General features: G+C 71.4%; 12 protein-coding genes and 1 tRNA gene. 11 read left to right on the top strand and 2 right to left on the bottom strand.

Translation table 11 applies throughout. The annotated features are described in order from the left end of the window. The first annotated feature begins 77 nt into the window (after positions 1–77). Positions 78–539: a lipocalin-like domain-containing protein gene (locus tag AC3WUG_RS05605; RefSeq protein ID WP_492326761.1), complete on the top strand. Its 462-nt coding sequence runs from the start codon at positions 78–80 to the stop codon at positions 537–539. 111 nt (positions 540–650) lie between these two features. On the opposite strand, the gene AC3WUG_RS05600 is transcribed toward AC3WUG_RS05605, so the two are convergent. Then, a complete protein-coding gene (locus AC3WUG_RS05600) occupies positions 651–1,796 on the bottom strand; it encodes an MFS transporter (RefSeq protein WP_492326760.1) in 1,146 nt (381 codons plus the stop codon). A gap of 551 nt (positions 1,797–2,347) precedes the next feature. On the opposite strand from AC3WUG_RS05600, the gene AC3WUG_RS05595 reads away from it, so the two are divergent. The 7 genes from AC3WUG_RS05595 to AC3WUG_RS05565 all read left to right on the top strand — a co-directional run bounded on the left by AC3WUG_RS05595 (position 2,348) and on the right by AC3WUG_RS05565 (position 9,944). Next, a complete protein-coding gene (locus AC3WUG_RS05595; protein ID WP_492326759.1) occupies positions 2,348–2,719 on the top strand; it encodes a DUF2255 family protein in 372 nt (123 codons plus the stop codon). Between the two features lie 216 nt (positions 2,720–2,935). Continuing rightward, the gene (locus AC3WUG_RS05590) at positions 2,936–3,889 is read left to right on the top strand and encodes an alpha/beta hydrolase (protein ID WP_492326758.1); all 954 of its coding nucleotides are present in this window, start codon (positions 2,936–2,938) and stop codon (positions 3,887–3,889) included. 251 nt (positions 3,890–4,140) lie between these two features. After that, entirely contained in the window at positions 4,141–5,091 is a 951-nt protein-coding gene (locus AC3WUG_RS05585) for an aldo/keto reductase (protein WP_492326757.1), read from the top strand. Positions 5,092–5,119: 28 nt separating this feature from the next. Further along, the gene (locus tag AC3WUG_RS05580; protein ID WP_492326756.1) at positions 5,120–6,076 is read left to right on the top strand and encodes a quinone oxidoreductase family protein; all 957 of its coding nucleotides are present in this window, start codon (positions 5,120–5,122) and stop codon (positions 6,074–6,076) included. A 265-nt stretch (positions 6,077–6,341) separates the two neighbouring features. Continuing rightward, positions 6,342–6,410, top strand: a tRNA-Ser gene (locus tag AC3WUG_RS05575). 433 nt (positions 6,411–6,843) lie between these two features. Continuing rightward, positions 6,844–7,662 (top strand): DUF4062 domain-containing protein, encoded by an 819-nt coding sequence (locus AC3WUG_RS05570; RefSeq protein ID WP_492326755.1) that lies wholly within the window; start codon positions 6,844–6,846, stop codon positions 7,660–7,662. A gap of 152 nt (positions 7,663–7,814) precedes the next feature. Next, positions 7,815–9,944, top strand: coding sequence for an Lsr2 family DNA-binding protein (locus tag AC3WUG_RS05565; RefSeq protein ID WP_492326754.1), 2,130 nt, complete (start codon positions 7,815–7,817; stop codon positions 9,942–9,944). Positions 9,945–10,067: 123 nt separating this feature from the next. Here AC3WUG_RS05565 and AC3WUG_RS05560 read toward each other — a convergent pair whose 3' ends face one another. Next, a complete protein-coding gene (locus AC3WUG_RS05560; protein WP_492326753.1) occupies positions 10,068–11,096 on the bottom strand; it encodes a hypothetical protein in 1,029 nt (342 codons plus the stop codon). Positions 11,097–11,942: 846 nt separating this feature from the next. Between AC3WUG_RS05560 and AC3WUG_RS05555 the strand changes: the two genes are divergently transcribed. The 3 genes from AC3WUG_RS05555 to AC3WUG_RS05545 all read left to right on the top strand — a co-directional run bounded on the left by AC3WUG_RS05555 (position 11,943) and on the right by AC3WUG_RS05545 (position 13,993). Beyond that, positions 11,943–12,152, top strand: coding sequence for a DUF2180 family protein (locus AC3WUG_RS05555; RefSeq protein WP_492326752.1), 210 nt, complete (start codon positions 11,943–11,945; stop codon positions 12,150–12,152). A gap of 142 nt (positions 12,153–12,294) precedes the next feature. Beyond that, entirely contained in the window at positions 12,295–12,651 is a 357-nt protein-coding gene (locus AC3WUG_RS05550) for a VOC family protein (RefSeq protein WP_492326751.1), read from the top strand. Positions 12,652–12,760: 109 nt separating this feature from the next. Next, positions 12,761–13,993 (top strand): MFS transporter, encoded by a 1,233-nt coding sequence (locus AC3WUG_RS05545; RefSeq protein WP_492326750.1) that lies wholly within the window; start codon positions 12,761–12,763, stop codon positions 13,991–13,993. The last annotated feature ends 127 nt before the right edge of the window (positions 13,994–14,120 follow it).

Genomic DNA, 14,120 nt, shown 5'->3' with positions numbered 1-14,120 from the left:
TCCGGTCCTCCCGCCGGACCGAGACGTCCGCATAGCGTCGATTCGCTGGTGACCCCCCGAGCACGAAAGGTCACACCATGACATTCCCCAGATACATCGCGCTTCCGATACTGGCCGCCGGCGTCCTGCTCGCCGTCACCGGCTGCTCGCAGTCCGCCCCTGCGCAGGACGTCGACCCGATCGTCGGCGAGTGGACGATGACCACGCTCGAGACTGCCGCCGGCGAGGACTGGGAGACGGTGCCGTACTCCGGGCAGGTGGTCTTCACCGACTCCGGCACGATGGCGGTGCAGGCGATGAACCCCGACACCGACGCGCCCGACACCCCGCTGACGGTCAGCGGGTACGAGGCCTACTACGGGCCGGTGACGCTCGATCCCGAGGCCGGGACGTTCGAGGTGGAGATCGAGTCCGCAGCCGCTCGCGACATCATCGGCGAGACGTTCACCCGCAACTACGAGGTCACGGACGACACTCTCGTCCTGACACCGACCGACGAGGCCGAGGGCTGGCGCGTCACGTACGAGCGCGCCGGCTGACGCGGTCCACGGACACGGGCACGAGCCCGCTGCGCGACTCGCGCAGCGGGCTCGCCTGTCCTCCGCTGCGGGAGCAGGCGGCTCCCCGCGCCGCCGGGTGCGGCGCCGGTGTCACCTCGCGCTGAACGCGGTGCGCCGGCCGGCGACGCTCAGCACCAGCGCCACCGCGCCCAGCACGGCCATGAAGAGGGCGAGGACCACGCTGTCGAGATGCTCCAGCAGGACCGCGCCCGTCGTGCCGGCCGCGAAGATCGCGAGGTTGAACGCCACCGGCAGGAACGCGTTCGCGACATCGGCGTGCTCACGACCCGCACGCGTCAGGGCCGCCTGGAGCTGGGCGGCCGCGCCGCCGAAGGTCAGGCCCCAGAGCACCGACGCCGTCAGGACAGCCGGCCGTGAGCCCTGCCCGAGGGCGAGCACGACACCTGCGACGACGAACAGCGCGATGCTGAGGTGCAGCAGGAGCCGGGGATGGCGGTCCAGGAGCACGCCGGTCAGCCCTACACCGCCGATCGAGGCGATCCCGTAGACGAGCAGCACGAGATCGGGGCGCAGCCCGGTGCCGCCGTCACGGAGGAACGGGGCGATGTAGGTGTAGATCGTGTTGTGCGCCAGCATCCACACGAAGATCACCGCCAGCACCACCGGGACGCCGGCCATCGTGAACACCCGGGCGAGCGGGGCACGCGCCGTGTCCGCGTGCTGACCGGGGACGTCGGGGACGCACGCGGCGATGAGCACCAGGGAGAGCAGCGCCAGGACGCTGAGGCCGCCGAACGACCACCGCCAGTCGAAGGTCGTGCCCAGCCAGGTACCCAGCGGCGTGCCGAGCGCGAAGCCCAGGGGAGCCCCGATGGACACGATCGACAGCGCGAGCCCGCGGCGCTGCGGCGGGCTGATGCGCATCCCGTACATGGCGAGCATCCCCCAGATGATCCCGCAGAACGCGCCGGCGACGAACCGGGAGACCAGCGAGAGGGCGACGCTGCTGGAGATCGCGGTGACCGTGTTGGCGACCGTCAGGAAGGCGATGGACGTCAGGATCAGCGGCTTGCGCCGTACGCCGCGCGTGCGGCTGATCACGGGCACCGTCACCAGGACCGTGCCCAGCGCCCAGACGCTGATGAACTGCCCGACCACCCCCTCGCCGGTGCCGAGCCCGCCGGCGATCACCGGTAGCAGTCCGGCCGGCATCGTCTCGGCGCTCACCAGGACGAAGCCCATGAACGCGAGGAGGACGAGCGGCCCCCACGGCATCGAGGCCGGCGGGGACGCGGACGGGGGAGGCGAGGCGACGCGGAGCGAGCCGCTCGTCGGTGCGGGGGAAGGGCGTGCGTGATCCATGGGCTCTTTCGGGTCGTGGGGGCCTGCGGCCGCTGCGGTGGCCGTCGGCAGAAGGCGCGGCCCGGGCTGCTGCCGGCGGATCGGCTCCCGGGAACGTGCTCCGTTCTACGTGCCCCGGACCGTCGGTGCCAGGCCTTGACGCACCCCCCGATCGCCGCGCCCCGGCTGGATCGACCGCGCCGACGCCGGCCGGCTCCCCGCACCGCTTGGCGCCTCGGCGTCCGGTACGGCCGGCCGGAGAGGGGGTCCTGCGCGACCCTCCCTTGAACGCGGCCCTGGCTGGCTCCCGGCCCGCGGTCGAGGCTTGTCGGGAAGGACGAGTGGTGGCCGCGGGCGGTGCCGACGTCCGGGAGATCCAGGTGGGCCAGCTCGTGGCGCACCGCCGCATGGACTCCGGCGGCGTACGCGGCCGCCTGGTCCCCGACCTGACCCCTGATCCCGACCGAATCCGCGCAGGAGAGACCATGACGAGTTGGACCGACCAGCAGCTGCGGACGTTCGGCGACGCTGGTGAGATCCGGCTGGCCACCGAGCGCCCCGACGGCACTGAGCGGCGCGCCGTCCCGATCTGGGTGGTACGTGCCGGGGAGGGCGTGTTCGTCCGCTCCTACAACGGCTCTGACGGCAGCTGGTACCGCCAGGTCGTGCGGCACCCGAGAGCTCGGATCACCGCCGCCGGGATGAGCGCCCGGGTCGAGCTCGAGGCGGTCAGCGGCCCGACCCCGGAGGTGGACGCCGCCTACGCCGCGAAGTACGGCCACAGCGGCTACGGCGCGGCGATGATCCGCCCCGCCGCGGCCGCCACCACCCTGCGTCTGCGCCCGGCCGACGCGTGATCGACCGGCTTCGTTTCTTGTGGGAAGGAGGCGGCGCGGTGCGCGCACTCACCGAACGACCCAGCTACCTGGTGCAGGCGTTCTCGGGCTGGGTCGCGTTCCACGATCCCGCGCCGGGGTCTGCGCACCGGGGGGTGCGACAGGGCCTGGAGTCCGCCGAGCACCCCTCGTACAACCGAAGCATCCCGTTTCACACATCTTGAGGAGCAGCACACCATGCCGCTGACCCCTGACGGCTACACGTTCGAGCTCGCCGAGGGCGTGACCCGCCGCCGGGTGCGCTACCGGAACCGCTACGGCATCGAGATCGCCGCCGACCTGTACCTCGCCGCCGACCTCGACGAGTCCGCCCCGCACGCCGCACTCGTGATCGGCCCTCCCTATGGCGGCGTCAAGGAGCAGGGCCCCGGCGTGTACGCCAACCAGCTGGCGCGCCGCGGGTTCGTCGCCCTCGCGTTCGACCCCTCGTACAACGGCGAGAGTGCCGGCGAGCCGCGGCACGTGTCCTCCCCGGACGTGTTCGCCGAGGATTTCTCCGCCGGCGTCGACTTCCTCGGCACCCTGCCGTTCGTCGACCGACGGCGCATCGGCGCGATCGGCATCTGCGGCAGCGGGGGATTCGCCCTGAACGCTGCGCAGGTCGACACCCGGATTGCGGCGGTGGCCACCTCGGCGATGTACGACATCAGCGGCGTGCAGCGTGACGGCTGGTTCTACCAGCAGGGCGACGAGGACCGTCGCGGGATGCTCGACGGCCTGGCCCAGCAGCGGTGGGCCGACGTGGACGCCGGCGAGCCGGCCCTGACCCCGGTGTTCCCGGCCGAGTTCCAGCCCGAGGGCCTGGACCCGATCACCGCCGAGTTCCACGAGTACTACGTCACCGAGCGCGGCCACCACCCTCGCTCGGTCGGCGGGTTCACCGTCACCAGCAGCGCCTCGCACGTGAACCTCGGGGCACTGGCGCACCTGCAGGACATCGCCCCGCGGCCCGTGCTGCTCGTCACCGGTGAGCACGCCCACTCGCGCTGGTTCTCGGACAAGGTTCTCGAGCAGTCCGGCGACAACGCCCGCCTGCTCGTGGTGCCCGGTGCCCGGCACATCGACCTGTACGACCGCACTGACCTGATCCCGTTCGACGCGCTCGACGAGTTCTTCGCCAAGAGCCTCTGACACGACCACGACGGTGGCCTTCGACCGTGCAAGGCCACCGTCGCCCGGTCCCGCACCTTCGACGACAGAGAGCTGCTTGCGCCATGCCGACCTCCGCTCCCCGATGGGAACGCTCGGACCAGTAGGGGGTCCTGTTTGAACCCCTCACCTGCGTCGCGACCCGAGAGCGCGCTGCGTAGCGTCATTGGTCACCACCCCGCCCAGCCCGGTTCCCGCCGGTGCGTGGCGCCCCGACGAGCACGAGGAGATGTATGCGCACCGTCGCACTGGGGTCGAGCGATCGCCAGGTGCCCAACGTCATCGCGGGCATGATGAGGATCGCGGGCAGGACCGACGACGAGATCCGCACCGTGTACACCACGGCGCGCGACGCCGGGATCGACTTCTTCGACCACGCTGACCTCTACGGCTTCAACCACCCGGGCGGCGGTCGTCACCTGTGCGAGCAGCGGTTCGGCGACGCCCTGCGGCTGAGCTCTTCGGAGCGGGAGCAGATCGTCCTGCAGACGAAGACGGGCATCGTCGCCGAGGAGTGGCACTACGACTCCTCGTACGAGCACATCGTCACGTCCGCCGAGGAGTCGCTGCGCGCGCTGGGCACCGACTACCTGGATGTGCTGCTCCTGCACCGTCCCGATGCGCTCGTGGAGCCGGACGAGGTCGCTCGGGCGTTCGACCACCTCGAGACGACGGGCAAGGTCCGCTCGTTCGGCGTGTCGAACCACACCCCGCGACAGATCGACCTGCTCGGGACCGCGGTGCGTCAGCCGCTGGTGGCCAACCAGGTCCAGCTCTCGGTGACGCATTCCACGATCGTCGCGCAGGGTCTGTCGGCCAACATGGTCGGGCAGGAGGACTCCCTCGTCCGCGACGGGGGCGGGATCGTCGACCACGCCCGGATCAACGGCATCACGCTGCAGGCGTGGTCGCCGTTCCAGAAGGGCTTCCAGGACGGGGTGTTCTTCGGGTCGGAGGACCATCCGCAGCTGAACGCCGAGCTCGACCGGCTGGCGGCGAAATACGGCGTTCCCCCGATCGCCATCGCTACCGCCTGGATCACCCGCCACCCCGCCGGCATCCAGGTCGTCCTGGGAACCACCACCCCCGATCGCGTCCGCGACGCGGCCCTGGGGTCGGACATCCCGCTGACGCGACCCGAGTGGTACGGCCTGATCCAGGCCGCCGGCCACAACGTCCCGTGATCCGCCGACCTGAGCGAGGAGCTCCGTCATGAGCCGCATGCGTGCGTACGTCGCCCACCCCGGAGCCGATCGCCCCGTCCTCGAGGACCGGCCGGTCCCCGAGCCCGCCCCCGGCGAGGTGCTCGTCCGAGTGCACGCGGCGGCGCTGAACAACGGCGACCTGTCGCCGGTCGACACGTCGCAGGTCCCCGGATTCGAGTTCGCCGGCGAGGTCGTCGGTGCTGGTTCCCACGCGGGCGCAGAGCTCGTCGGGCGTCGGGTGATGGGCATCGGCGCGGGAGCGTTCGCCGAGTACGTCGTCGCGCACCACACCCACGTGATCGTCGTTCCCGAGGGGATCGAGCCGGGAGCGGCTGCGGCGCTGCCGACTGCGCTGTCCACGGAGTACGGGGCCGTCCAGCGCTCGGGGCTCGAGACGGGAGGCACCGTGCTGATCACGGCAGCGACCTCCGGCATCGCCCTGCACGGGATCCAGGTGGCGAAGACCCTCGGCGCCGGGTCGGTCATCGGGACGACCCGCGACGAGGGTCGGCGCGCCCTGCTGGAGCGCGCCGGAGCCGATCACGTCGTCGTCGCCGGCGAGGGGGACCTCGCCGATGCGGTGCAGGCCGTGACGGGTGGGCGGGGAGCGGACGTCGTGCTCGACCACGTGGGCGGAGCGATGCTCGACGACGCGATCCGGGCCGCGGCCCGGGGTGGTTCCGTGGTGAGCGTCGGTCGCCTCGCGGGCAGGTCCGCCGAGGTCGACCTGTTCGGGCTGGCACGCCGCGCCGTGATCCTGCAGTCGGTGTCGTTCGGGCTCACCCCGCCGCACGTGCTCGGCGACCTCCTCGCCGGTGTCAGCACCGACCTGATCCCAGCAGTCCGCGAGGGTCGGATCGCGCCGGTGCTGGACAGCACGCGACCGTTCGAGCAGCTCGGTGAGGCCCTCGACCGGCTCCGCACCGGACAGGCCGAGGGCAAGGTCACGATCGAGCTGCTCTGAGGGGAGCGCGAGCTCGAGGTGGCCGGCGTCGCGGCACACCCGAAAAGAAGGAGAGCACCATGGAGCACGCCCACCTCGGCAGGTCCGGGCTGGCTGATCGCGTTCGCGGTCGTCGCCGACTCATGACGTGGCGGACACATAGCGGACTGTCTTGAGGGTGTTGACGGACGGCGAGGTGCAGGAGGAGGGTTGTAGGTTAGAACCTACACACGGCCCACGGAGGTCCTGGTGGACGCGTTCGACTCTCCCCGCACGGTCCCCGGACGCGGGGTCGAACACACCCAGCATCTGACTACGGATCAGAAGGTTGGGGGTTCGAGTCCCTCCGGGCGCACCCAGCAGGCACAGGCCCAGCACCGCAACGGTGCTAGGCCTCAGTCGTTCCGTCAGGATCCACGTCGTTGCAGCTCAGGCGCTACTTCTCACCCGGGACCCGAGTGCTGCCCGTCAGTCCGGGTGACCTGGTGTGGGCCACGAACTGTGTTGTGGCGCGGGTGCGGCCCGACGGCACCCAGCGGTGGGTTCCGGGCCCGGGTCGCCACGTCGAGCTCTACCTCCTGCGCGTGTTCGTCCAGGACCCGACTGCCCGGCACGAGCTGGCTCAGCTCAGTCGCGACTTCGGGGGGCTCCCTGGACACCACGTGCAGGAGATGCTCGTAGCAGGTGCCGGTGTCCGTCGGCGCTTCCGCCGTCGGGCGACTGTGCACGGGTGACCGCTCCAGCCCGATCGTGAAGTGGGCGTCAGTGCTGTCCCCTACGTTCGGGTCGTGCCTTTCGATGCCGTCGCCGTCCGCGTCCTGATCGCCTCGCCCGGGGACGCCGTACCCGAGCGGGACAGCGTCGAGCGCGCGATTCACAGCTGGAACGCGGCGCGCGCCCAGCGGTCAGGGGTGCTCCTGCTACCGGTGCGGTGGGAATCCTCGTCGGTGCCGGTCCTGGGCGCGGACGCGCAGAGCATCATCAACAGTCAGATCGTCGACACCGCCGACGTCGTCATGGCGTTCTTCGACGCCCGCCTCGGGTCGGTCACCGCGCGCGGCCTGTCAGGGACCGCCGAGGAGATCGAACGCTCAGCGGCTGCCGGCAAGCCGGTGCACGTGTGGTTCTCCGATGAGGACCTGCCCTGGAACGTGGACCTGGAGCAGTTGCGGCGGCTACGCGAGTTCCAGTCCGAGCTGCAGACCCGCGGGCTGCTGGGCACGTACGCCGACCCCGAGGACCTGGCGTTCCAGGTCCGGCAGGCCCTTGAGCAGGACGTCGAGCCGTGGACCCACCGCGATGCCGGCCAGGGCGCCCCGAGGACCGGGCGCCCGCGGCTTCGTGCCCGCGGCGTCCAGCGCGCGTCCGCTTTCGAGGTAACAGTAAGCAACTCCGGGACGGCGCCCGCGGAGAACCTCGTCGTTCGGGTCCGCAACGACCGCGGCATCGAGCTGCAGGCGCACGGCCACGGCGACGGGGTGACGCTCCACGATGGAGCCTCCCTGACCTGGCAGTTATGGCTCTCCATCGGTTCCGGCACGCCGTCCGTGGTGCACATGGAGTGGATCGAGGCCGGCCAGCCACAGCAGATGGACCAGCCGATCTAAGTCCCGCGGTCACCCAGCCCACTCAGTGCGGCCGTGGCCACCGGCACTGTGACGGATCCACGCACGGCTGTCCGGGTTGTTTCTGAGGCCCCGCGGCACCCGTGGGTGGCGAACGGCACCCGTCGGCGCCGCCGACACGCTTGGATGAGGGGATGCAGGAGATGACGGTCCAAGTCACTGAAGGCGCCCTGAGTAAGGTCGCCAAGGGCGCGCACACTGCACTCGTGGAGCTGGTCCGCAACGGCATCGACGCCGACGCCACCACGATCGACATCACCGTCGACACCGTCGCCGGCCCCGTCGTGACCCTCGACGGGCGCAGTGCAGACGTGCCGGTACGGGTCCGGGTGGTGGACGACGGACACGGGATCTCTCCCCAGATCGCCGCCGGCGCGTTCGGCCGGTGGGGCGACTCGTGGAAGGCGGTCAAGCGGTTCTCTCCGGGCAAGCGGCTGATGCTCGGCAAGAACGGCGAGGGTCGTTTCGCGGTCTACGGGCTCGGTGCATCCGTGGAGTGGGACTCGGTGTACCGCGGCGAGCACGGCGACCTCGACGACGCCCAGTCCCGCAGAGTGCGGATCATCGGAAGCGCATCACGCCGTGACCACCTCGCGTGGGAGGAGCACGACGTACCGCCGGGAGGTGGGCACGGCACGACGGTCACCATCGAGCGCCTGGACGACAAGGGCTGGCTGCTGGAGGGCTCCTCCCCGCAGAAGCTCATCCCTGCTTTCGCGCTGGCAATGCGCTCCTACCCGGTGAGCATCACCTACCGGGGCGTGGCGCTGGATCCCTCGAGCGTGATCGAGACCGAGGCCGACTACCCGCTGGCCGTGCCGGGAGCCGAGGCCCGGTTGCGGGTCATCGAGTGGAACCGCCGGCTGGACCGCAACCAGCTGATGTGGTGCGACCTGAGCGGGATGACGTATTACGAGGAAGACCCAGAGATCCCCACTCCGGGATACCACTACACCGCGTACGTGGAGTGGGACGGTGCCCGGGCCGCATCGCACGACTTGTCGCTCGCGGACGGCTTCGCTGAGGAGCTCAAGCCGCTGCGTGACGCCGCGCGCCTCGCCCTGCACCAGCACTTCCTCGAGCGGGCCAAGGAACGCCGGGCCACCCTCGTCGACGACCTGCAGTCCGAGGGGACCTACCCGTTCGTCGGTGAACCCGTCGACGACGCCGAACGCGCCGAACGCGACCTGTTCGACGTGATCGCGGTGTCGGTGGCTCCCACGGTGCGGTCGATCAAGAACCACAAGGCGAAGCGGATGACGCTGTCGCTGCTGCGTGAGGCACTCGCCGCTGGCCCCAGTCGGCTGCGCAGCGTCCTCGAGCACGTCCTCGACCTGCCCGCCGAGGAGCTGGCGCAGCTGCACGACCCGCTGCAGGACATGTCGCTGTCCGGGATGGTCCGGATGGGCCGCACGGTCCACGAGCGGCTGCTGACCTTGCAGGGGCTGCGCGGGATGCTGTTCGACACCGAGCTCTACCGTCGTGTCCTCGAGCGTCAGCACCTGCACGAGCTGCTCGCCCGGAACACCTGGATCTTCGGTGACGAGTACGCGCTGTTCGCCTCCGACCAGACCCTGCGGACCGTGGTTCGGCGCCACATCGGTGGGCACCTGAACCGCGAGGACCTGCTTGACGCAGGCGTCGACGCGCTCGGGGATCGCGGCGACTTGCGACTGGACCTGGGACTGGCGGTGCAGATGCGTTCGTCCGCGACGGACCTGCACGTGCTGGTCGTGGAGATCAAGCGCCCGAGCGTCGACCTGAGCGAGGAGCACGCCGAGCAGATCGTGCGGTACGCCCGCGCCCTGACCCGTGACCCGGAGATGGCCGGTCGCAACGTGCGCTGGGAGTTCATGCTCATCGGACGTCAGACCGACGACGACCTTCCCAGTCGCCTCGACGAGACCGGTGAGTACACCAAGCTCGACAAGCTGCATCCCGTGCGAGTGGTGCCGTGGGCGGACGTGCTGCGCAGCTGCGAGTTCCGCCTGGAGTGGCTGCGTCAACTGCTGGGCGACGAGCCGTCGCGCGACGAGGGACTCGCGCACCTGCGGTCCGTACACGACACGCTGCTGCCAGCCGACCGCGTCGACGGTTCGGTTCCTCGCCCCAGGACTGGACCAGCCGGAGACGATCCTGCGCGCGTGCGCGCCTGGGCTCAGTCCATGGGCATCCAGGTCGCGCCGCGCGGCCGGATCGCGGCGACGGTCATGGACCAGTACCGCCAGGCACACCCAGTGGCATCGCCGGTGGACGCGACCTGAGCGGTCCCTTCCCCCGGCCTGCTGGTTCCCGGGACGGGCGCGGCGCGACCCGCGGGCAAGGATGAACACGTAGCCAAGGCTCTAGCACGACGTCGACGACCGGGCGGCGGTGCGCCGCCACGGCTACTCGAAGGCGTGGTCGGGGAGGAAGCGGGCGCCGGAGCGCGCCGCGAACGCCTGGAGCGGGCCGAGAATGCCGGCCCAGGTCGCCGCGTCCGCGAGCACCGCCTCGAGGTGCAGCGCCCGCAGCGTGCCCTCGGACGCCAGCACCTGGATCACGGCCGCCTCGGCAGGGTGGGCGAGCTCGTTCGCGTCGGTGATGACGTCGGTGACCGTGACCGGCCCCCCGTCCGTGCCGACGAAGCCCGCCTCGGTCAGCGCCCGCGCGGCGAGCGCCGCGTCCAGCGGGGCGAGCAGCTCCGGACGCTCCAGCCCCTCACCCGGGCCGCGGGCGAGGGTCATGTCCTCGCCCGCAGGCCGCGCCTGCGCGACCGGGGTCGCGAAGGGCTTGGACTCCTGGCGCGCGGGGGAGTTCACCGGCCACCAGTCGCTCGACCACCGGGTCGCCGGGGAGGTGGGCGCGGTGGTGGGCGCCAGGTCCAGGTACGGGCGCAGCAGCGACGGTGCACCGGGGGCGAGCGGCAGGGGGTCCGACCCGGGCCGGGCGAACCTCGCGAACAGCCTGCCCTCCTCGCGCAGCGACGGCGTGCCCTTGTACGCACCTCTGCCCCAGGTCCACAGCATCCCCTCCTCCTCGCCCCCGTCGCCGAGGAGCAGGGTCGGGGCGTGCTGCCGGCGGTCCGGCTGGTTCGGGCGCTCCTCGAACGCGTGCCACTGCGCGCGACCGGTCTCCCGTTCAAGCACCAGACGCACGTAGAACGACAGGCCCTCCGCGGCCACCTGCGCCCGGCGAGTCCCGGCTGAGGCCGCGCGTTGCTCCGGAGAGTCCTGCTGGAACCCGCACGGCGTGGGCCAGAACGCCGGCACCTCGTCCTCGCCGACACCCGGGCAGCCCTGGTCCACGAACGCCACGAACCACCGCCACAACGGCAACAGCGAGGCGGAGGAGCCGTCCATCTCGTCCAACGGACCGCCGGTGGCCTGCATCCACACCGCCAGCTCCCGCAGGCGCACCGGCTCGAGCGCGATCACGTGCTGTGCGAGTTCCTCAGCCTGCTCCCGCGTGGTCTTCTGAAAATACATCATCACCCCGGGAGGTAGATTGTAAACGGAATGCCAGCATTCACAAGTCGAGTCAGGACGGAGGGCGATGGGCCGATCTTCCCGTTCCAAGAGCTGGCCAGGAAGTGCCAGTGCACGCTATCGGTCTTGCCGGCTTGCAACAGGGCGGCATCCTTCTGGATTTGACGCTGCGCAAACTGACTCGAAACTCGCCCCACCTTCACCTCGTGAAGCGTTACATCTCCAGCGTCGTCAACCGTAACGACGTCCGGGTACCTGCATCCTCTGCACGATGCCGGCCGATCTTGGCTCAACCACAACGGTTCCTCGCGAGCGGACATGACCGGCTCGCCAAGTTGCTGCCTCACGTACTCCTCGCCTGCCTGCCCAGAGTTGATGTAACCCGTTGGCCTCGTGGGGTTCCGCACAAGCGTGGCCAGATTATTGGAGACCATCCGTTCCAGGTCGCCGACCGGCCTGTCCCAGCTCGCCATGTCGGCGAGCTGCCGGCAGTACGCCTGCAGCACCGCTCGCGGGGATCGCGGGCCAGAGGGTGCCGGGTGCACCGCCGCATCGTGGACCGACGTCGCCCGCCCCGGGCGTCAGGCGACTGCTGTCGCCCCATCGGGTGACGCCCGAGGTCGCCGACCCTCCGCCCCGCTCGACCGGGTCGTGCGGCGCCGCCGGCAGCCCGCCGCCACGGCGGCCCGCTCGGGCGACGCGACCCGCGACCTGTCCACGATGAGGACGCCGCACCCGACCCCGGCGACCTTCGCCTAGATTGGAATCATTCCAGAACAACGAACGGAGATCCGGGTGCTCTGCTACGAGGACGCCAAGAGGAACGTCGAGGTGCCGGCCGTGGCGTCGTGCCACGGCTGCGGTGCGGGGGTGTGCCTCGACCACCTCCAGGAGCGGTCCGTCCCCCGCGTCACGACCAACGGCGTGGGTGCGCCGACGGTCCGGCCCGACGGCCGGGTGCTGCACTGCGCCTCGTGCCTGACGGCGGCGGCCCGCGGGTACTGAACGACCGGCCGCGCCCGGCCAGCAGCCCGGCGCGCGCCGTCCTGGGCTCAGGGAGCCCGGGACCCCGGCGCGTGGCTCACCCGGGCCGCCCAGGGTCGCGGATCTCGACCACCCCGCCTCCGCTCCGCTCTACCGTGAGGCCATGACGACGCTCACCGTAGGCATGATCACGTTCGACACCACCGACGCGGTCGCCCTGGCGACGTGGTGGGCCCGGCACGTCGGCGGGACCGTGCGCGACGAGGCGGACGGCTGGTTCGTCACCGTCGAGCGGCCCGACGGCCCCGCGCTCGCGTTCCAGAAGGTCGGCGACCCCACGCCCGGGAAGAACCGGGTGCACCTCGACATGCACGCGCAGGACCGGGAGACCGCCGTGCGGGCCCTGCTCGCGGACGGCGCGTCGCTGGTGGCGCAGCAGGAGATGCCCGGGTTCCGCTGGACGGTGCTCGCCGACCCCGACGGCAACCAGTTCTGCATCGCGCAGGCGGACGGCGCCTGACGGCACCGCGGCCGACCCCGACCGGTCGGTAGGATCGCCCGGCAACGCTGCGCTCGCTCGCCGGCGGGGCCAAGGACGTCCGAACCGCGGAAAGGCAGCACAGCAGGCCGTGTACTCGCTCCTCCTGACGATCGTCTACGTCGCCTTCATCAGCCTCGGGCTGCCCGACTCCCTGGTCGGGTCCGGGTGGCCCGTGATGCACGAGGACCTCGGGGTCCCGCTGGCGTTCGCCGGGATCCTCACGATGATCATCTCGGTCGGGACGATCGTGTCGAGCCTCGCCTCCGACCGCCTCACGCGCCGGTTCGGGGCCGGCCTCGTCACGGCCGTCAGCGTCGGGATGACCGCGGCGGCGCTCGTCGGCTTCTCGCTCTCCGGCTCGTTCTGGCTGCTCTGCCTGTGGGCGATCCCGTACGGCCTCGGGGCCGGGGCGGTCGACGCGGCGCTCAACAACTACGTGGCCCTGCACTACGCGGCGCGGCACATGAACTGGCTGCACAGCTTCTGGGGCGTGGGCGCCTCGATCAGCCCGTTCATCATGAGCTACGCGATCGGCACCCGGCTGGGGTGGTCGGGCGCGTACGGGATCGTCGGCGGCATCCAGATCGCCCTCACGGTCGTGCTGCTCGTGAGCCTGCCGCTCTGGGGCCGGGTGAACCCCGTGCGGGCGGCCGAGCCCGCCGGCGACGACGAGGACGCGCCGGCGTCGGGGGCGCGCACGGCGCACGTCCCGCTCGCGCAGGCGCTGCGCATCCCGGGCGTGCTGCTGATCCTCACCGCCTTCTTCGCCTACTGCGCCCTCGAGAGCACCGCGATCCTCTGGGCCTCGACGTACCTCGTCACCGACCGCGGCGTCGACACCGCCACCGCGGCGGCGTTCGGCTCGCTGTTCCTGCTGGGCATCACCGGCGGGCGGTTCCTGGCCGGGTTCTTCGCCGACCGCGTCGGTGACACGCTCATGATCCGCGGGGGGTTCGTGACGGCCGCGGTCGGGGTCGTGCTCATCGCGCTCCCGGTGGGGACCGACGTCCTCGCGCTCGCCGGCCTCGTCGTGGCGGGGCTCGGCTGCGCGCCGATCTACCCGGCGATCATCCACTCCACGCCGGTGAACTTCGGGCGCAGCAGCTCGCAGGCGATCATCGGCATCCAGATGGCCGCGGCGTACACCGGGTCGACGCTCGCGCCGCCGCTGTTCGGGGTGCTGTCGACGTGGGCGGGGACGTGGATCTTCCCCCTGTTCGCCGCCGTGCTCGTCGCGCTCGGCCTGGTGATGTCCGAGCGGCTCAACCGCCTCGTCGCGCGCCGGGTGCCGAGCGGAGCCGGGGTCGGCGCCTCGTCCTGACGGCGCACGTGCCGGCGGGCACCACCCCGTCCGGACACCCGGTCGTACCGCGCACGCGGTAGCCGGTCCGCGCCCGCACGCCGATCCGGAGGCACCCCCCGCCGGGTGAGCATCGTCGACGTCCCGG

The organism is Cellulomonas sp. EB106-03-03-XG116, assembly GCF_058792015.1.
This window is presented reverse-complemented; position numbering and strand designations above follow the sequence as displayed.